Below are 17,296 nucleotides of genomic sequence, written 5' to 3' on the forward strand. Positions count from 1 at the left end.
GAACGCTGCTTCACATGCGCAGATCGACCATCCTTTGCCCCGGCCCACAACCAGCAATGACCGCTGGCTTCGTGCTGCCTAACCGACTCCGTTACGCGACGAAGCGACGACAGGAGTAGTCCGGCCGGGCCCCCCTGCGCGGGCCACTGCCGATCAAACATTGGGGAGATGCTGGGGATTTCGCCGGCGCAGGTCATCTGCCTGCTCCGAAACATCATTCGCCACTCTGAAGTGAGCACACACCCATGAAAAACATTACGCGCGCCCGTTGGGGCGCGGGAATCGCCTGTCTGGCTCTAATCCTTTCCGGCGTTACATCGGCACAGGCAAACCTGCCCGGTAGTCCCTTCGACGCCGGTGACGGCAACCTGTTGGTGAATGGCGTTGAGGACGACTGGGCCAATGCGGCGATCAGCTGCACCGGCACAATTGTTGGTTGCGGCCTGGACCTGCCCACAGGCCAACAGGACAACTCGTTCGGACAGGGAACCAAGGAAGACACCCCTGTACCGACTGTCGTCTCAGGCCAGGTCCCAAACAACAAGAGCGATTTGACGCGCTTCTATTCGAAACTGAAGACCGAAGCCAACGGCAAGGACTACGCCTACTTGGCCTGGGAGCGGGTCCAGGAGCCCAACGGCACCACCAACATGGACTTCGAGTTCAATAAGTCCGCCGCTGTTTCCGCCAATGGCGTCACCCCTGTCCGCAGTGACGGTGATGTCCTGATTAAGTATGATCTTGCCCAGGGCGGCGTTACTCCTGTGCTCGGCTACCATCTGTGGACGACTACGGGCGCCCCGGCTTCAGTTTGTGAAGCGTCGAATACTGTTCCTTGCTGGGGCAAAGTCCAACCCCTCGACGGGAACTTCGAAGCGTCCATCAACACGGAAGCGGTGGTAGATCCGATCAACCCTGACGCTCCCCGCAGCCTCAGCGTGCGCACTTTCGGCGAAGCAGCCATCAACCTGACTGATTCCAACATCATTCCTGCAAATACCTGCGAAACGTTCAGCGGTGCATATCTGAAGAGCCGTTCCTCGGACTCTTTCACCGCAGCGCTGAAAGACTTCATCGCCCCTGTGCCGCTCAACTTCTCCAAGTGCGGCTCCATCAAGATCCGTAAGGCTACAGTGGGCGGCGATGGAACTTTCGGTTACACCACTACCGGCGGTTTAACTCCCGCCACCTTCACCCTCAGCAACGGCGGCCTTCGCGACTACGGCTCGGCCCTCCAGCCCGGTTCCTACACCATCACCGAAAACAGCCTTCCTGCAGGGTGGGACCTGACGAGTATCAGTTGTACGGTGACGGGCACGGGGACCTCTGCGGCACAATCAGGCACCAGCGCAACCATCAACATCACGCTCGGCTTCCAGGGCACCGTCGACTGCACTTACACCAACACCGCCCGCGCAACCATCATCGTGGAGAAGCAGACTGTTCCTGACGGAACGGCAGGAACGTTCGCCTTTACGAGTGATGTTGCCGGGCTGAACGGATCCATCAGCGACGGTCAATCGTTGACAGCAGCAGGCATCCTGCCCGGCACGTACACGGCGACGGAAACCGACCCGGCGCCGGGGTTCGACCTCACAGGAATCGCTTGCGACGACTCCAACAGCACCGGCAATGTGTCAACACGGACGGCCACGTTCGTCGCAGCGGCCGGTGAGACGGTCAAGTGCACGTTCACGAACAGCCAGAGGGGACGCATCAATGTATTGAAGACCGATGACGACACTCCCGGCGTTCCGCTCGCCGGTGCTGTCTTCACTCTGTACGCCGATGCCGCACCTACCGGTGGTACAGGGCCTGGCGCCGAAGACGCGGCAACGGCATTCACCTGCACGACGACGGAAGCTGGCACCTGCTCGTTCCTGAACATTGTCCAGGGCAGTTACTGGGTGGTTGAAACGACGACTCCTGCAGGACATGACACCGCAACTGCTCAACTTGCGACTGTGGGCGCCGGCGGGACTGTGTCCCTCACGTTCGTAGATCCGCGCGACTTCAAGATCATCGTGCTGGTCTGCAAGGAAGCCGACAACTCGTTGTACTCAAGCACAGTGACCGTGGACGGTGAGGACAAGACCTCCCTGGGTACGACCCCATCGGGGCTTACCTCCGCTCAGCTGTGTGCCTTGGGTGGAGCCACCTATGGCGACAAGAGCTACGGTAATCACGATTCGAATGTGAACATCCCTCAATAGACGCGTTGTGACGATGGGTCAAGCCCCGGGCTCGACCCATCACGAATGGAGTACTGACAGGCAGGGTCCGCGGCGTACTGGCCGCGGACCCTGCCTTGTGCGTGGTACGTCGCCTGTCCGTTGGCGTCCATAAAACATTCATCCTGCATCCAGACAACTCCCAGAGACTGGGAGCATGATGGGAGCATGAACAAGAACGGCCCAGAAGCGAAGCTCCTCGTTGTCGACGACGAACCCAACATCCGCGAGCTGCTGTCCACCTCGCTGCGGTTCGCAGGGTTCGAGGTGGTTTCGGCGGCCAACGGCCGGGATGCCCTGGCGGCTGCGGATACGCACACCCCCGACCTGGCCGTGCTGGACGTCATGCTTCCGGACATGGACGGGTTCACCGTCACCCGCAAGCTCCGCGCATCGGGCAAGCACTTCCCGGTGCTGTTCCTGACCGCCAAGGATGACACCGAGGACAAGGTCACCGGCCTCACGGTGGGCGGGGACGACTATGTCACCAAACCCTTCAGCCTCGACGAAGTGGTGGCCCGGATCCGCGCTGTCCTGCGGCGCACCCAGCCCCTGCTGGACGACGACGCCGTCATCCGCGTCGGCGACCTGGAACTCGACGACGACGCCCACGAGGTCCGCCGCGGCGGCACCGTCATCGAGCTCTCCCCCACCGAGTTCAAATTGCTGCGCTACCTCATGCTGAACCCCAACCGTGTGCTGTCCAAGTCCCAGATCCTGGACCACGTGTGGGAGTACGACTTCAACGGCGATGCGTCCATTGTGGAGTCCTACATTTCCTACCTGCGCCGTAAGGTGGACATCGATCCCGAGGCCCCGGCACTTATCCAGACCAAGCGCGGCGTGGGCTACGTGCTGCGGACGGCAGAAAAGCGCTGACCTTGCTGGAGCGGTGGAAGTCGTCCTCCCTCAGGACGCAGCTGGTGGCCATGATCATGGCCCTGCTGATCGTGGCGCTGACGGTGACCGGTGCGGGCACCCTGGCGCTGCTGCACAGCTTCCTGCAGGGACAGGTCGATGACAAGCTGAATGCCGCCGTGCGCCTCGCCGAAGAGCAGGGTTCCTTCACCCAGCTGCAGGCGCCCAACCCGAGGGTTCCCACCGATTACTCGCTGACGCTTTTTGTTCCCGATGAGGAGCCCTTCCCACTCAGCCGGGACACTGACGGGGGCGGTCCTGATATCAGCTCCATGTCGGTGGAGCAGGCCCAGTTGCGTGGCGGTTTGCCTTACCAGGTGAGGGGCACGGACGGCGAGAACTGGCGGGTGGTCGCCGTAAGGGTTCTCGCCAACAACCGTCCCGCCGTCGTGGTTATTGGACTGCCGCTCCAAAGCGTGGATGATGTCCTCAAACACGCCACGCTTGTGGTCATCGGCGTGGGCCTGCTCACGCTCCTGCTGGCCTCTTTGATTGCGAGCTGGACCGTCTCCCGGTCCTTCCGGCCCCTGGCGCGGGTGGAGAAAACGGCAGCCGCCATTGCTGCCGGCGACCTGTCCCGGCGTGTGGAGGTGGAAAATCCGGCTACCGAGCTCGGCCGGCTCAGCAGTTCGTTGAACGCCATGCTCGCCCACATCGAAACTGCCTTCGCGGCTCGCACCGCATCCGAGGCAAGGATGCGCCGTTTCGCCGCCGACGCTTCCCACGAACTGCGCACCCCGCTGGTGACCATCCGCGGCTTCTCCGAGCTGTACCGCCACGGGGCATTGACAACGGACGAGGATGTGGCCACGGCCATGGGCCGGATCGAAAGCGAAGCCAAGCGCATGGGATCCATGGTGGAGGATCTGCTGCTTCTGGCCCGGCTTGATGAGCAGCGCCCGCTCCAGCAGAAGCCCGTGGACCTGCAGCTGGTTGCCCACGATGCTGTGGTCGATACCAAGGCCGGCGCCCGCTCGCGGGTAATTTCGTTGACCGGGCTCGACGGCGGGACTGCCACTCCGGCCCCGGTGCTGGGCGACGAAGCCAAGCTCCGCCAGGTGGTGGGCAACCTCGTGGGCAATGCCTTGCGTTACACCCCCGAGGGCTCGCCCATTGAACTTGCGGTGGGGGTGCGGACCGTGGACGGGGAAGCCCGCTCCATCATCGAAGTACGCGACCACGGGCCGGGCATTTCCGACGAGGATGCGTCCAAGGTCTTTGAGCGTTTCTACCGGGCAGACACCTCCCGGACCCGGGAAACGGGCGGCAGCGGACTGGGCCTGGCCATTGTGGCTGCGATCGTGGGATCCCACGGTGGTTCCGTGCGGGTGGAAACCACCGACGGCGGCGGCGCCACCCTTGTGGTCAGCCTCCCCTACCGCGGCGACCCGCCGGAGCGGGCGGACGCCCAAGGCAGCGACGGCGAGGTTATCCACATATAGCCTCCGCGCGTGGCTGGGGCAACAGGCGCGTCCATAGGCTCGTTGCAGCAGCCCGGAACAGCCGGGCAGGGAAGCGCACCGCTGCCCATCTCAGCGAAAGGCACTGCCATGAGCATCATTTCCGTCGATACCGAACTGCTTCAGCTGAAGTCCGCGAACGTGCAGGCAACAGTGGACAGGATCAGCGCCGATGTCCAGGCCATGAAGTACGGCCTGGACGAACTGCAGGGCTCCTGGCGGGGTTCGGCAGCCACCACCTTCCAGGCTTTGATCGCCGAGTGGACCCTCACCCAGGGCAGGGTGGAGGCATCTTTGGCTTCCATCAACGCGGCGCTGGCATCGGCCGCCGCCACCTACGTGCAGGCGGAGCAGGGCAACACCCAACGCTTCAGCTGAGGGGCTGCCGGGCCCGCACCATCCTCAGCGGCGGCACAGGACAATGACGGCACAGGACAATGGCGGCACAGGACAGTGGCGACGCAGCACAGTGGCGGCGATGCCAGTACCGGCTACGCTTCGGGTGTTCCCTGGTGGAACCTCAGCCGCCACCGGTTGCCGTCAAGGACCCACAGGGAGCTGCGGAGGGTGGTGCCGGACCGGGCAAAGCTCCGGTATGTCAGCAGGACGGCACCCGTGCCGATGCGGTCCACCCCCAGGATTTCAATGTCTGTCCGTTCCCCGGGTTCCTCTTCCAGTGCCATCATCATGGCGTCACGCGTCCAGACGCGCCCTGAGCTGCCGATCTCCATGAAGTCGGGGTGCAGCAAAACAGCTGTCCGCCCGATGTCGCCGCGCACCAGCGGCCCCAGGAGTTCGCGCTCCAGCTCCTCTACCAGGGCTTCAGGCGAGGGGGCCTGCTTCTGCGCGTCCGCGACGTCGAAGGGGTCGGTTTCCAGCTGGCTGAACAGGTCAAGCTCGTCCGGACCCGCGGCGGACGGGACGTCTGCGGTCCGGGTGGCGGTTGTCCGGGTGGCTGTTCCAGGGGTTGTTGCCCTGGCGGCTGGTGCCTGGGGCATTTCTGCCGCCCGCTGTGTTGCAGCAGGGGCAGCAGCGGGCACTCCACGTGCATCATGGCCAGCCGCAACCACGTGGGAGCCTGGAAACCCGGGGCCGGACCGCGCGGCAACGCCTTGCTGGTAAGCGGTGGCAGCAGCCCGGGCGCGCTCGTCCGCCGCTTCGTTCAGTTCATGGCCAGCGTGCCCCTTGACCCACTCGAAGCTGTACTTCCGGCCGGCAAGCTCCCGGTCCAGTTCCTTCAGGAGCTCCACATTCAGGACCGGCTTCCCGTCAGCCTTGCGCCAGCCCTTGCGCTTCCACCCCGGCATCCACTTGGTGATCGAGTTGATGACGTACTGGCTGTCGCACAGGATGCGCAAGTCCTCCTGCGGGAGGTGGGCGGTGGCCCGGAACAGGTCCAGGACAGCCATCAGTTCGCCCTGGTTGTTGGTCCCGTGGGGCCACCCGCCGGCGCGCCAGCAATCATCATTCACGTACCAGGCCCAGCCGGCCGGGCCCGGGTTTCCCAAGGCCGAACCGTCAGCCGCTGCAGTAATCGTCACCGGTCCATCCTGCCAGACCTGGACCACAATGCGGGCGTTTGCTGCCAGATCGCCCGCAGCCCCAAGGGAGGCGCCCGGGCTTGTCCTGCCCTCGCCTATGCCCAACAATCGGGAAAGCGGTTACCGAAAGTTCTTGACGGAAGGAATGAATCAGGGAACAATCGCTCTTATTGAAATGAGAAAACGCTTTCTCAGGCGGCGGTACGGATGCCGACCTGCCGGGAGGCGGTACCAGGAAGGCACATCAATGACGATTCGGACTGTAAGCCGGCGCAAGTTCCAGCTCGGCGCAGCGGCCCTGGCCCTCTCCATCCTGGCTACAGGCTGTGGCGCCTCCGGGGGAACCGGCGGGTCAGGCGGTAATGAGCAGGTTACCCTGCGGTTCGCCTGGTGGGGCAACGAGTACCTCAACGGGCAGACCGAAAAGGTCATCGCAGCCTTCGAGGCGGAGCACCCCAACATCAACATCGAATCCGAGCCCGGCGAATGGGGCAGCTACTGGGACAAGCTGGCCACAAAAACGGCCGCCAACGATGCTCCCGACGTGATCCAGATGGACCAGAAGTACATCGCCGAGTACGGCGGCCGGGGGGCGCTGCTGGATCTGTCCAAGCAGGACGGCATCGACACCTCCAAGCTGGACAAGGAGGCCTTGGCTTCAGGGCAGTACGACGGCGCGCAGTACGGGCTCAGCACGGGCCAGAACGCCTACGTCATTATGGCCAACACGAAGGTCTTCGAGGCAGCGAACGTACCTGTCCCGGATGACACCACGTGGACCTGGGACGAGTTCATGGAAACGGCGTCGAAGATCAGCGCTGCCGGTGACGGAAAGAACTACGGCGCCGCCTACGGCAGCAACGAAGCTGACTTGATCATCTGGCTGCGGCAGCACGGCGAGGACCTGTACTCCAGCGACGGCAAGCTGGACTTTGACACCGCGACGGCGGCGTCCTTCTGGGAGCGGCTGAAGGAGCAGCGGGACTCGAAGGCCAGCCCGCCGGCAACGGTGGCCACGGAGGACTCGGGGGCCGGCCTGGAGGAAAGCCTGTTCGGAACCAACCGGGTGGGCATGGCCTGGTGGTGGACCAACCAGCTCGGCTCGCTGGAAGCCACCACCGGCAGCAGCATCCAGATGCTCCGCGCACCAAGTGTCGACGGCTCGGCCGCGAAGAACGGCATGTACTACAAGCCCACCATGTTCTGGTCCGCCTCGTCGCGCTCAAAGCACCCCGAGGAGGCTGCGACTTTCATCAACTACCTCACCAACAGCCCGGAGGCCGGCAGCATCCTGATGACGGACCGCGGCGTGCCCACCAACCCGGAGATCGTTAACAGCATTACTCCTGCGCTGAAGCCTGCGGACACCACCGTCGTGTCCTTCCTCAAGGACATTTCACCTGACATCCAGGAAGCACCGCCGGTTCCGCCGGTAGGGGCCGGCAGCGTGCAAAACGTGATCAAGCGCTACACGGATGAAGTGCTGTACGACCGCCTCACCCCGCAGGCTGCGGCGGAGGCCTTCAAGAAGGAAGTCGAGGGGATGCTGTCCAGCGCCAGGAAGTAGCAAAGGCACTGCACAACCGGACCACCAGGCAGTGCCGGACCACCACACCGTACGGCAACCGCTGACCGCATAAAAGACAAATGCGGCCCCCTCCGCAGAGGGGGCCGCATTTGTCGTATCAGCGGGACAGGTCCCGGCAGGAAGGCTAGAAGCCGCCCATGCCGCCCATGTCGTCGCCGCCGCCAACGGGAGCGGCGTTCTTCTCGGGCTTGTCGGCCACAACTGCCTCAGTGGTGAGGAACAGGCCGGCAATGGAGGCCGCGTTCTGCAGGGCAGAGCGGGTTACCTTGACGGGATCGTTGACGCCGGCAGCCAGCAGGTCGACGTATTCGCCGGTGGCTGCGTTCAGGCCGTGGCCTGCGGGCAGGCCGCGAACCTTGTCAACAACAACGCCCGGCTCGAGGCCGGCGTTGAAGGCGATCTGCTTCAGCGGAGCGTCGATGGCAACACGGACGATGTTGGCGCCGGTTGCTTCGTCGCCGGACAGCTGCAGGTTGGCGAATGCCTTGGCGCCGGCCTGGATGAGGGCCACGCCGCCACCGGCGACGATGCCTTCTTCAACAGCAGCCTTTGCGTTGCGCACTGCGTCCTCGATGCGGTGCTTGCGCTCCTTGAGCTCAACCTCCGTGGCGGCACCGGCCTTGATGACTGCAACGCCGCCGGCCAGCTTGGCCAGGCGCTCCTGCAGCTTCTCGCGGTCGTAGTCGGAGTCGGAGTTCTCGATCTCGGCGCGGATCTGGGAAACGCGGCCGGCGATCTGGTCGGCGTCGCCTGCACCCTCGACGATGGTGGTCTCGTCCTTGGTGACAACAACCTTGCGTGCCTTGCCCAGGAGTTCGAGGCCCGCGTTCTCCAGCTTCAGGCCGACTTCCTCGGAAATGACCTGGCCGCCGGTGAGGACGGCGATGTCGGCGAGCTGTGCCTTGCGGCGGTCACCGAAGCCGGGGGCCTTGACGGCCACGGACTTGAAGGTGCCGCGGATCTTGTTGACGATCAGGGTGGCCAGGGCCTCGCCCTCGATGTCCTCGGCGATGATCAGCAGCGGCTTGTTGGACTGCATGACCTTTTCCAGGACAGCAACCAGTTCCTTGACGTTGGAGATCTTGGAGTTGACGATCAGGATGTACGGGTCCTCAAGGACCGTTTCCTGGCGCTCTGCGTCCGTGACGAAGTAGGCGGAGATGTAGCCCTTGTCGAAGCGCATGCCTTCGGTGAGTTCCAGCTCCAGGCCGAAGGTGTTGGATTCCTCGACCGTGATGACGCCTTCCTTGCCGACCTTGTCCAGGGCTTCGGCAATGAGGGCACCGATTTCGTCGTCACCGGCGGAGATCGAGGCCGTAGCGGCGATCTCTTCCTTGGTTTCGATTTCCTTGGCGGAGTTCAGCAGCTCGGCGGTGACGGCCTCAACGGCCTTCTCGATGCCGCGCTTGAGAGACAGCGGGTCGGCGCCGGCAGCAACGTTGCGCAGGCCTTCCTTGACCAGGGCCTGTGCCAGCACGGTAGCCGTGGTGGTGCCGTCGCCTGCGACGTCATCCGTCTTCTTGGCAACTTCCTTGACCAGCTCGGCGCCGATCTTCTCGTAGGGATCGTCCAGCTCGATCTCCTTGGCGATGGAAACACCATCGTTGGTGATCGTGGGGGCGCCCCACTTCTTTTCGAGGACGACGTTGCGTCCACGCGGGCCGAGGGTGACCTTAACGGCGTCGGCGAGGGTGTTCAGGCCCCGCTCAAGGCCGCGGCGTGCCTCTTCATCAAATGCAATGATCTTGGCCATAACGGCAGTAGTCCTTTCGGGACAGTCGTTAAGATTGAACCTTCGCTGCAGTGCCCGCGACGGACGATCCTTTGCCGGCGGCCTCTGTACGCCTCCGGGTGGGGATCTCACTCCAGTTAGGTGTTTCTTCGCTCCTCGACCGCTGCCGTGCGCCGCCCGGCGGAACCAGGCCTTGCTTTAGCAGTCGGTACGTCAGAGTGCTAACTCAATAATTAGCACTCCCCACGTGAGAGTGCAAGCGAAAGAGGCCCCCAACCGGCAGTCCGCCCTGGTATTCGCCGAGGGCGATCAGCTCGCGGCGCGGCCCGCTGTCTCCCGGCCGCTGGGCGCGGGAATGTTGTCGGCCCCGTATATAAACACCATGAAGTTGGCCGTGGTGATGTCTCCGTTGTCGTCAAACGCGACCGGGCCGGATTCGCCGTCGTAATTTATGACGCCCGCCGATGCCAGTCCGGCCAGGCATTCCTTGTAGGAGGCGCAGGCAGCAGCCGCGGGGGCCTGCGCCCCAGCCACTCCCCCGGACACGCTGATCAGGTTCGCCGTGACGGAGCGGCCTGCATCATCCTCCGCCCTGGCGGCGGCCAGGGCAGCAAGGGTAACGGCGTCGTATGTCTCGGCCGCGAACGATACGTCCTTCAGTTTTCCGTCGACGGCCAGCAGCCGCTCCTGGAATCCCGCGGAGGGAAGCTGCCCCGGAACCACCGCGCGGGCGCCGTCGAGTGCCCTGGCGCCCAGCGTGGACCCGTACCGGGCGAAGGCGCCGTCGCTGATGATGATGCGGTCCCCGGCTACTCCGGCATTGTTCAGTTCTGCCAACGCGCCCTGCGCACCCTCGCGTGCAATCAGGATCACCGCATCGGATGCAGCTTTCGCTGCCTCACCGGCGGCTCCGGCGGCCTCCCCCGGCGTGAACCCCTCCGTCGCCGCAACGTTGAGTCCGGACTGCCCGGCGGCGTCGGAAACAGCCGTCGAAACGTCCTTGCCGTAGGAGCCCTCCTGGTACAGCACGGTGACAGTGGGGGCGCCGGCATCCTTGGCGAGTTTGACCAGGACGGGAGCCTGGGCCACATCCGCGGCCGCTGTCCGGAAGTAGTAGCCGCCGGAGTCGGTGCCGGTGAGGCCCGCCGCAGTGTTGGCCGGTGAGATCAGCGGCGTGCGTGCCCTGGACAGGACGTCGATGGTTGCTTCGGCGTTGCTGGAATCGGTGGGCCCGATCACCACGTCGGCCTTTCCGGCTACCAAGGCGTGCGCCTGGGCTGCCGCGTCCTGGTCCGTGGCGACGGGGAGGAGCTCCACGGGCCGGCCCTTGTGGCCGCCTGCGTCGTTGATGTCCTTGACTGCGAGCCTGGCCGCTGCCAGCTGGGGTGCGTTGAGGAAGCTGCTGTCACCGGTGTTGTCCAGGACCAGGCCCACGCGCAGGATGCCATCCCCGGACGCCTCCGCTGCTTCGACGCGCGCATTGCCGGTCACGCCGGAACACGCCGTCGCGGCCAGGAGGGCGCACAGGGAGAGGGCAAGCGCCGGACGGATCCGGGCGGCGGGGCGGAACAGCGGCTTCACTCGGCTGGCCGGACGCTTTCGGCCTGGGGGCCTTTCTCGCCTTCGCCGACTTCGAGCTCCACCCGCTGGCCCTCGTCGAGTGCACGGTAGCCCTCACCCTGGATGGCGGACCAGTGGACAAAAATGTCGTCCCCGGACCCGTCCACGGTGATGAAGCCGTAGCCCTTCTCCGCGTTGAACCACTTGACGGTTCCCAGTGCCATGATGACCAACTCTTTCCGTTGAGACCGGGGAAACCGCGCTGCTGTCTGCTGCCTGGCCCCGGAACGAAGCCTGAATTTCACTCTAGCCAATGCCGGGACGGCGCCGCAGTCAGCGTGGAGCAGGTTCGGCAAACGTTACTGATGCGTGACCGGTGCCACAGAAAATGCCCTAGCGGTAGCCCGGACCCAGCACCACAACCAGCGGCACCTGGAACTCGGTGCTGCTTACCAGGGTGGGCACTCCCAGCAGTTCCGCCAGCGCCTGGGCGTTCGCCAGCTGGCCGGCACCGGAGTAGAAGATGGTGGACCCCTGCTGCGGCGCACCGGTCCAGTTGCCCACCTGTCCGAGCGTCCAGCCGTCCGCCTGGACCGTACCGCCCACGCGGCTTGCCAGCCCCGCCGTGCCGGCCGCGTTGTAGACGGCTACCGGCTGGGTCCTGTCCAGGAAAACCGGTGCAACGGCCGAGGGAGTGGGCTCAGGTTCGGCCTCGGCGCTGGGCGAGGGCTCGTTCGAGGCGGACTGCACAGCTTCGGCGGAGGGTGTTGCGTTGGCGGAGGGCTCTGCCGGGCTTTCCTGGGCGGCGGGTTCCGTTGTGCCGGTGTCCGCCAGCGGGCTGGCCGCCAGGCTTGACGCCTGGCTGCCCGTACCGCCGAAGCCCATCTTGGGAAGGATCAGGAAGGACACCACGCCAATGGCCAGTGCCACGAGACCCACCGCCAGGATGGGCCACAGCCGCACCCGGGCCGGGGCGGAAGCCGTGCGGTGGACACCTTGGCGCGACGAGTTCTCGGGGACCTTGTCGAATTCATCGCGGGCGTATTTGGTCATGGTGGAAGGACATCCTTGGTGATTGCTGCTGAAGGGCGTGGGGCGTCCTAGGCGTCGGACCCCAGGCGCCGTGCGGTGCGTGCACGGTGGCGAGACGTACGTAGTCTACGCAATCTCTTGACCAGCATGGGATCGTGGGCCAGGGCATCCTCGCTGTCGATCAGCGCGTTGAGCAGCTGGTAATAGTGGGTCGCGGAGAGGTCGAAGAGCTCGCGGATGGCCTGTTCCTTGGCTCCGGCGTACTTCCACCACTGCCGCTCGAGGGCAAGCATCTGCTGCTCGCGCTCACCCAGCGGCGAGTCCCGAAGGGTGAAATCGGCCAGGAGCTGGTTCCGCGGCTCCTGCTCCGGCACATGTCCGGGCATGTGTTCCCGGGCCGGTTCCGCCACGGCACACTCCTCCGCTGGTAGGGGCAAATGTCTTACCCCCATGCTACGGACGAATAACAGCGTTGTCATTTGCGCCCGGGTCCAGGCAAGGAAGCAACGCGACAACCATCCCGGCGGCGTTCCCCTGCAAGAATGGGACGGTGTTTGAATCAGACGCCTTGTTCGAACTGGAGCGTGAACCCGCCGACGCCATCGGTTTTGCCGGGCTTGCGCAGCGCCCGCTGGCAGACCTCGTGGCGCCCGACTGGGCTGACGCGCTGGCCGGCGTGGAAGGTGACCTGCGGGAGGTCCTTTCCTTCCTGGCCGCAGAAGTCGCGGCGGGGCGCCAGGTCCTGCCGTCGCCGTCGAACGTCCTGCGCGCCTTCCGCCAGCCCTTGGCCGGCGTGAAAGTCCTGGTGGTGGGGCAGGATCCCTACCCGACGCCGGGCCACGCCGTGGGCCTTTCCTTTTCCGTGGACAAGCGCACGCGGCCCATCCCCCGCAGCCTGGCCAACATCTACCGGGAGCTGGAGGATGACCTCGGCATTCCGGCGCGGGTCCACGGCGACCTGTCCGCGTGGGCGGAGCAGGGGGTGCTGCTGCTGAACAGGGTGATGACGGTGCGTGCCGGGTCGGCAGGTTCCCACCGCGGCAAAGGCTGGGAGAAAATTACGACGGCGGCCGTCGCCGCCGTTGCCGGCCGCCGCTCTCCGGACGGGTCACCCGTGCCCCTGGTTGCGCTGCTGTGGGGGAAGGAAGCCGAATCGGTCCGCCCGCTCCTGGGCGGCACACCGATTGTGTCCAGCGCCCACCCGAGCCCGCTGTCCGCCTCCCGCGGCTTCTTCGGCTCGCGGCCCTTTAGCCGGGTGAACCAACTGTTGCGGGAGCAGGGTGCCCTGGACGTAACCTGGGAACTGCCGCCGGCCCCTTAGCTTAGGCTTGCCTTATGAGCATTGTTCCCGCAGCAACCAGCGCCAGCAAGAAGACCCGTCCGCAGATCAACCTCGAAGTAGTGCGCAGGGAAGAGCTTTCTCCGCACATGGTCCGGATCGTGGCAGGCGGGGAAGGCTTTGGGGACTTCGTCAACAACGGCTTCGTGGACCGGTACGTCAAGATCGTTTTTCCGCAGCCCGGAGTGGAATACCCCGCGCCCCTGGACCTGTGGACCATCCGGGAGACCATGCCGCGCGAACAGTGGCCCTATACCCGCACCTACACCCTCCGCTGGGTTGATCCGGCGGCCCGCGAACTGGCCATCGACTTTGTGGTCCACGGCGATGAAGGGCTGGCAGGCCCCTGGGCGGCCAAGGCCCAGCCAGGCGACGCGCTGACCTTCACCGGTCCGGGCGGAGCCTACAACCCCAACCCGGACGCCGACTGGTACCTGTTTGCCGGCGACGAGGCGGCACTGCCGGCCATCGCGGCGTCCTTGGAAGCCCTGCCGCCGGAGGCCACCGGCCTGGCGTTCCTGGAGGTGGATTCCGACGCCGACGTCCAGCTGATTGCCGCACCGGCCGGGGTGCAGATCACCTGGCTGGCCCGCAACGGCGTCCCGGCAGGTTCCAGTGACCTGCTGGTCAAGGCGGTAGCGGACGCCGAATGGCCCGATGGAACGGTGGACGTTTTCGCCCACGGTGAGCGCGGCTACATGAAGGCACTGCGGGACGTTTTCTTCACGCAGCGGGGCCTGGAACGCCGGCAGGTGTCGCTGTCCGGCTACTGGGCGCAGGGCCGGGTGGAGGACGCCTTCCAGGCCGAAAAGAAACTGCCGGTCGGGCAGATCTGACGCGTCCGCCGTGGAACCGGCCACGGCAGTGCGACAGCGCCGCCGAAGTATGCCTAGCGGCGGCGGGCGCGGCGCCGCTCGTTGCTGGCCAGGCTCCTGGTCAGCGGCCGGGCGAGTGTGTCGCCAAGGACAATGCCTGCCGCCGTGCCCAGGACGATCGCACCGGCGCTCAGCATGTTCCCGGCACCAACCAGGATTTCCGACTCTTCAACCGTGAGCACGTACATGGACCGGAAGATGGTGAGGCCCGGCAGCAGGATCAGCGCAGCGGGGACCGCAACCACCAGCTGGGGTGCGCCCATCCGAAGCGCCACGACGCGCGCCAGCAGCCCAATGACCACGGCGGCGAGAGCAGGCGAGAACCGGTCGCCGATGCCCAGCAGGCCGCCGCCGAGCAGGACGAGGTAGCCTGCGACGCCCACGGCCGCCGTGGGCAGCAGGAGCTGCCAGCTGGTCTGTTCGGTAATGCCGATGGCCATCACGGCCACGGCCACGAAGATGATCAGCACCCACAGGTCGTAGGCGGGCGGGAAGGTCTGGGTGACATCGATCCGCTCCATGCCGGTCAGTTCGCCCACCACAAAGGCCACGGCGATGCCCGCCACGATGGCGCCGAACGTCAGCAGCGTCGAAAGGAACCGCCCGGCCGCCGTGACCGGGAAGCCGTTGATGGCGTCCTGGACGGAGGAAACGAGGCGGCCCGTGGGCAGGAGCAGCAGGATGCCGCCCACCACCACGATGGCCGGCGAGGTGGTCAGCCCGAACTGCCAGAGGAGCAGTGCCAGCTGGGTCACCACGAAGGAGCAGCTGGCCGTGATGAAGAAGTCCGGCACCCGCCACCGCCCCAGCTGCCGGGCCAGCAGGCTCACGCCGATGTTGGCCGCAAACGCAATGGCCGACGACACCGGCCCGCCTCCAAGGACGCCCACGAACACGGCAGCGAAAATGCCGAAGGCCACCGTGACCATCCAGCGGGGAAACGGTTTGGGGCTGGTAATGGCCTCGTTAAGCCGCCGGATGGCCTCATCGCGGCCCACTCCCCCGGCCACGATGTCGGTCACCAGCTGGTGCACTTTGGCCAGTCCGGCATAGTTGTTGGTCCAGGAGCGGACGACCCGCAGCAGCGCAATCGGCGTCTGGTCCTTGGGCGCATAGTTGATGCCCACGGACTGGTTGGTGATGTCCACCTCGATGTTCTTCAGTCCCAGCGCGGCGGTGACGGCAATGATGCTGGTCTCCACCTCCAGTGCACCGGCCCCGTACCGGAACATGGTTTCGGCGAGGTGCAGGGCGAAGTCCAGGGTCTTGCGGGCGGACGTGTCCACACCGCCTACCTGGATGGTGGGGTTGGCGTAGGGGCTGCCGGCGAGGCGGTCCACGATGCTCAGCGGCGCCGTCGGAGGGTTCTCGCTCTGGACCAGCCGGCGCAGCATCCTCTTGGCGGCGGCGTTCTGCCTCAGCTGGGCGGGAGTCAGCGGCTCCGTCTTGGGCAGGCCGTTAGTGTGCGGCCTGCCTTTGGGATACCCGGCCCCGGGGTGTTCGGGCAGGTCTGTCATGGTTCCCTCCTCCCAATGCAGGTGAACTGTTCGTTTGTGTGATCAGTGGGCTGGTGCAGGCAGCCGGTCAGGCGGAGCGCCTTCCGGGCAGCTTGCCCAGCACTGTGCGGGCCGCTGCGGCGGCCGCGCGGGCCAGCCGGTTGGCGTGGAACACGGCGGGCCGGACGGGCAGCACGAAGTCGCCCACCAGTTGGACCACCTCGCCGCCGAAGCCCTTCTTGAAGGCGTAGCCGCCGTGGCCTTCCTGGTCCTGCCCGGAGATCCCGAATGTCCCGTAGAAGTTGTAGCGCGGATACCCCTTTTCGAGGGCGTGCAGCATCATGCCCCAGTACAGCGAGGTGGCGCCGTTGAAGTAGATGTAGTCCTGGACGGTGCCGCCGATGACGCACACCACCTCGTCGCCGTAGCAGACGAAGTGGATGGCTGCCACGGTGGCCACACCCACCGAGTCGGGGAAGCGTTCGATGTCCTTCAGGCTGCGTTCGTAGCTGTCCACGAGGTCCTGGACCACCTTGAGCCGGTTGGCCTTCTTCTTGCTGCCCGTCTCCTCCACCTCGCGGCGGAGGTCCGCGGCCGTGGCTGACTCGGCGGCCAGGCGGTCTGTGATCGACTTGCGGTAGGCCGGAATGTCGATTTTGGCCATCATGAGTTTGGTGAACTCGGGTGATGTTGTGCGCAGCAGGTGCTCGTAGTACGCGCGTTCGCGGTACACGAATCCCTTTTCGTCGCCGGCGTGGCTGAGGGCACCGTAGAAATCATCAAGGGTGTCCAGGGTGGCCTGTTCCAGGAACACGCCGTTCTTCTCGGCCTTGCGGATGGCTTTACGGGTGCGGTAGCTGGTGCCCATGATGAGCTCCTCCGCGTCCTGGATGCCTTCGAGGCTCTTGATAAACATCCAGTTCACGTTGACGAAGTTCATGTCCAGGCCCTGGTGCTGGAACCCGAGCCCTTCGAGCCGGGCCAGCAGGGGCCGGTTATCCTCCACCTCGGGGTGTTCCGCGCCGTCCTCGTCACGGGTAATGTATTTGAGGTTCGGCGAGATCCGCAGTTCCGCGGCCTTGCGTTCGCCGGCCCGCTTGCGGAGAAGTTCGACGACGGCGCGCACCAGTTCGGGGTCGTCGTAGTCCATCAGGGGGCCCTTGGCGCATTCACACACCGTGTATCCCAGGCGGGTGGTGGTGAAGTTCAGCTTCCCGGCCGCCACCAGTTCGCCGTCGCGCCGGACTCCGAAGAGTTCCACCTGCTGCCCGCGGGCGCGCTGGAACCGGGCAAAGTCGACGGACTGCAGGAAGCTGTTCTGCGGATGCGTCAGGGCGAAGGCCTCAAAGTCGGCATCGCTGAGGACCGCGAACTCAAGGTCTGTGGCGGTAGGAACTGGAGTCAAGGGAATTACCTTCTTCATATCTCTTTCCGGCCTGCAGCGCAGTCGCGGGGCGGGACGGTGTTCGGGCGGAGCCGCAGCCGCGGTGTGGCTGATCTCCAGGACGGCCTGGGGTTCGGCGT

15 protein-coding genes are annotated in these 17,296 nt (G+C 65.3%); 7 read left to right on the forward strand and 8 right to left on the reverse strand.

The genetic code is table 11. The features are described from left to right. Positions 1 to 245: 245 nt before the first annotated feature. The 4 genes from AC5RWA_RS18470 to AC5RWA_RS18485 all read left to right on the forward strand — a co-directional run bounded on the left by AC5RWA_RS18470 (position 246) and on the right by AC5RWA_RS18485 (position 4,987). The gene (locus tag AC5RWA_RS18470) at positions 246 to 2,213 is read left to right on the forward strand and encodes an MSCRAMM family protein (RefSeq protein WP_494058610.1); all 1,968 of its coding nucleotides are present in this window, start codon (positions 246 to 248) and stop codon (positions 2,211 to 2,213) included. Between the two features lie 186 nt (positions 2,214 to 2,399). Beyond that, positions 2,400 to 3,110, forward strand: coding sequence for a response regulator transcription factor (locus tag AC5RWA_RS18475; protein ID WP_079597846.1), 711 nt, complete (start codon positions 2,400 to 2,402; stop codon positions 3,108 to 3,110). A gap of 2 nt (positions 3,111 to 3,112) precedes the next feature. After that, complete coding sequence (locus AC5RWA_RS18480) at positions 3,113 to 4,591, forward strand: sensor histidine kinase (RefSeq protein ID WP_494058611.1); 1,479 nt, start codon at positions 3,113 to 3,115, stop codon at positions 4,589 to 4,591. A 108-nt stretch (positions 4,592 to 4,699) separates the two neighbouring features. Further along, positions 4,700 to 4,987: a WXG100 family type VII secretion target gene (locus AC5RWA_RS18485; RefSeq protein WP_079597847.1), complete on the forward strand. Its 288-nt coding sequence runs from the start codon at positions 4,700 to 4,702 to the stop codon at positions 4,985 to 4,987. A 113-nt stretch (positions 4,988 to 5,100) separates the two neighbouring features. Here AC5RWA_RS18485 and AC5RWA_RS18490 read toward each other — a convergent pair whose 3' ends face one another. Beyond that, complete coding sequence (locus AC5RWA_RS18490) at positions 5,101 to 6,150, reverse strand: RNase H family protein (RefSeq protein ID WP_494058612.1); 1,050 nt, start codon at positions 6,148 to 6,150, stop codon at positions 5,101 to 5,103. A gap of 247 nt (positions 6,151 to 6,397) precedes the next feature. On the opposite strand from AC5RWA_RS18490, the gene AC5RWA_RS18495 reads away from it, so the two are divergent. Continuing rightward, complete coding sequence (locus AC5RWA_RS18495; protein ID WP_494058613.1) at positions 6,398 to 7,717, forward strand: ABC transporter substrate-binding protein; 1,320 nt, start codon at positions 6,398 to 6,400, stop codon at positions 7,715 to 7,717. A 145-nt stretch (positions 7,718 to 7,862) separates the two neighbouring features. On the opposite strand, the gene groL is transcribed toward AC5RWA_RS18495, so the two are convergent. The 5 genes from groL to AC5RWA_RS18520 all read right to left on the reverse strand — a co-directional run bounded on the left by groL (position 7,863) and on the right by AC5RWA_RS18520 (position 12,472). Then, the gene (gene groL / locus AC5RWA_RS18500; protein WP_079597850.1) at positions 7,863 to 9,491 is read right to left on the reverse strand and encodes a chaperonin GroEL; all 1,629 of its coding nucleotides are present in this window, start codon (positions 9,489 to 9,491) and stop codon (positions 7,863 to 7,865) included. A gap of 288 nt (positions 9,492 to 9,779) precedes the next feature. After that, positions 9,780 to 11,051: an ABC transporter substrate-binding protein gene (locus tag AC5RWA_RS18505; protein WP_494058614.1), complete on the reverse strand. Its 1,272-nt coding sequence runs from the start codon at positions 11,049 to 11,051 to the stop codon at positions 9,780 to 9,782. After that, the gene (locus AC5RWA_RS18510; protein ID WP_015936110.1) at positions 11,048 to 11,254 is read right to left on the reverse strand and encodes a cold-shock protein; all 207 of its coding nucleotides are present in this window, start codon (positions 11,252 to 11,254) and stop codon (positions 11,048 to 11,050) included. Before AC5RWA_RS18510 ends, AC5RWA_RS18505 begins: the two co-directional genes overlap by 4 nt. A 169-nt stretch (positions 11,255 to 11,423) precedes the next feature. Then, positions 11,424 to 12,083, reverse strand: coding sequence for a LytR C-terminal domain-containing protein (locus AC5RWA_RS18515; protein ID WP_494058615.1), 660 nt, complete (start codon positions 12,081 to 12,083; stop codon positions 11,424 to 11,426). A gap of 47 nt (positions 12,084 to 12,130) precedes the next feature. Then, positions 12,131 to 12,472 carry a DUF3263 domain-containing protein gene (locus tag AC5RWA_RS18520; protein ID WP_079597854.1) on the reverse strand — a complete coding sequence of 114 codons (342 nt, stop codon included), beginning with the start codon at positions 12,470 to 12,472 and terminating at the stop codon, positions 12,131 to 12,133. Between the two features lie 140 nt (positions 12,473 to 12,612). Here AC5RWA_RS18520 and AC5RWA_RS18525 point away from each other — a divergent pair, with 140 nt between their 5' ends. Both AC5RWA_RS18525 and AC5RWA_RS18530 read left to right on the forward strand, forming a co-directional pair. Beyond that, a complete protein-coding gene (locus AC5RWA_RS18525; RefSeq protein WP_494058616.1) occupies positions 12,613 to 13,383 on the forward strand; it encodes a uracil-DNA glycosylase in 771 nt (256 codons plus the stop codon). 14 nt (positions 13,384 to 13,397) lie between these two features. Next, on the forward strand, positions 13,398 to 14,237 hold the full coding sequence (locus tag AC5RWA_RS18530; protein WP_494058617.1) for a siderophore-interacting protein: 840 nt from the start codon (positions 13,398 to 13,400) through the stop codon (positions 14,235 to 14,237). A gap of 53 nt (positions 14,238 to 14,290) precedes the next feature. Here AC5RWA_RS18530 and AC5RWA_RS18535 read toward each other — a convergent pair whose 3' ends face one another. Continuing rightward, on the reverse strand, positions 14,291 to 15,793 hold the full coding sequence (locus AC5RWA_RS18535) for a threonine/serine exporter family protein (RefSeq protein WP_494058618.1): 1,503 nt from the start codon (positions 15,791 to 15,793) through the stop codon (positions 14,291 to 14,293). A gap of 67 nt (positions 15,794 to 15,860) precedes the next feature. Further along, positions 15,861 to 17,177 (reverse strand): peptidoglycan bridge formation glycyltransferase FemA/FemB family protein, encoded by a 1,317-nt coding sequence (locus tag AC5RWA_RS18540; RefSeq protein ID WP_494058619.1) that lies wholly within the window; start codon positions 17,175 to 17,177, stop codon positions 15,861 to 15,863. Positions 17,178 to 17,296: the final 119 nt, after the last annotated feature.

This window comes from Arthrobacter sp. 210 2 (assembly GCF_059093025.1).

Coding starts and splice junctions, on each gene's coding strand:
- AC5RWA_RS18470 (WP_494058610.1), top strand. CDS start 246: ATGAAAAACATTACGCGCGCCCGTTGGGGCGCGGGAATCGCCTGTCTG.
- AC5RWA_RS18530 (WP_494058617.1), top strand. CDS start 13,398: ATGAGCATTGTTCCCGCAGCAACCAGCGCCAGCAAGAAGACCCGTCCG.
- AC5RWA_RS18515 (WP_494058615.1), bottom strand. CDS start 12,083: ATGACCAAATACGCCCGCGATGAATTCGACAAGGTCCCCGAGAACTCG.
- AC5RWA_RS18495 (WP_494058613.1), top strand. CDS start 6,398: ATGACGATTCGGACTGTAAGCCGGCGCAAGTTCCAGCTCGGCGCAGCG.
- groL (WP_079597850.1), bottom strand. CDS start 9,491: ATGGCCAAGATCATTGCATTTGATGAAGAGGCACGCCGCGGCCTTGAG.
- AC5RWA_RS18510 (WP_015936110.1), bottom strand. CDS start 11,254: ATGGCACTGGGAACCGTCAAGTGGTTCAACGCGGAGAAGGGCTACGGC.
- AC5RWA_RS18485 (WP_079597847.1), top strand. CDS start 4,700: ATGAGCATCATTTCCGTCGATACCGAACTGCTTCAGCTGAAGTCCGCG.
- AC5RWA_RS18535 (WP_494058618.1), bottom strand. CDS start 15,793: ATGACAGACCTGCCCGAACACCCCGGGGCCGGGTATCCCAAAGGCAGG.
- AC5RWA_RS18475 (WP_079597846.1), top strand. CDS start 2,400: ATGAACAAGAACGGCCCAGAAGCGAAGCTCCTCGTTGTCGACGACGAA.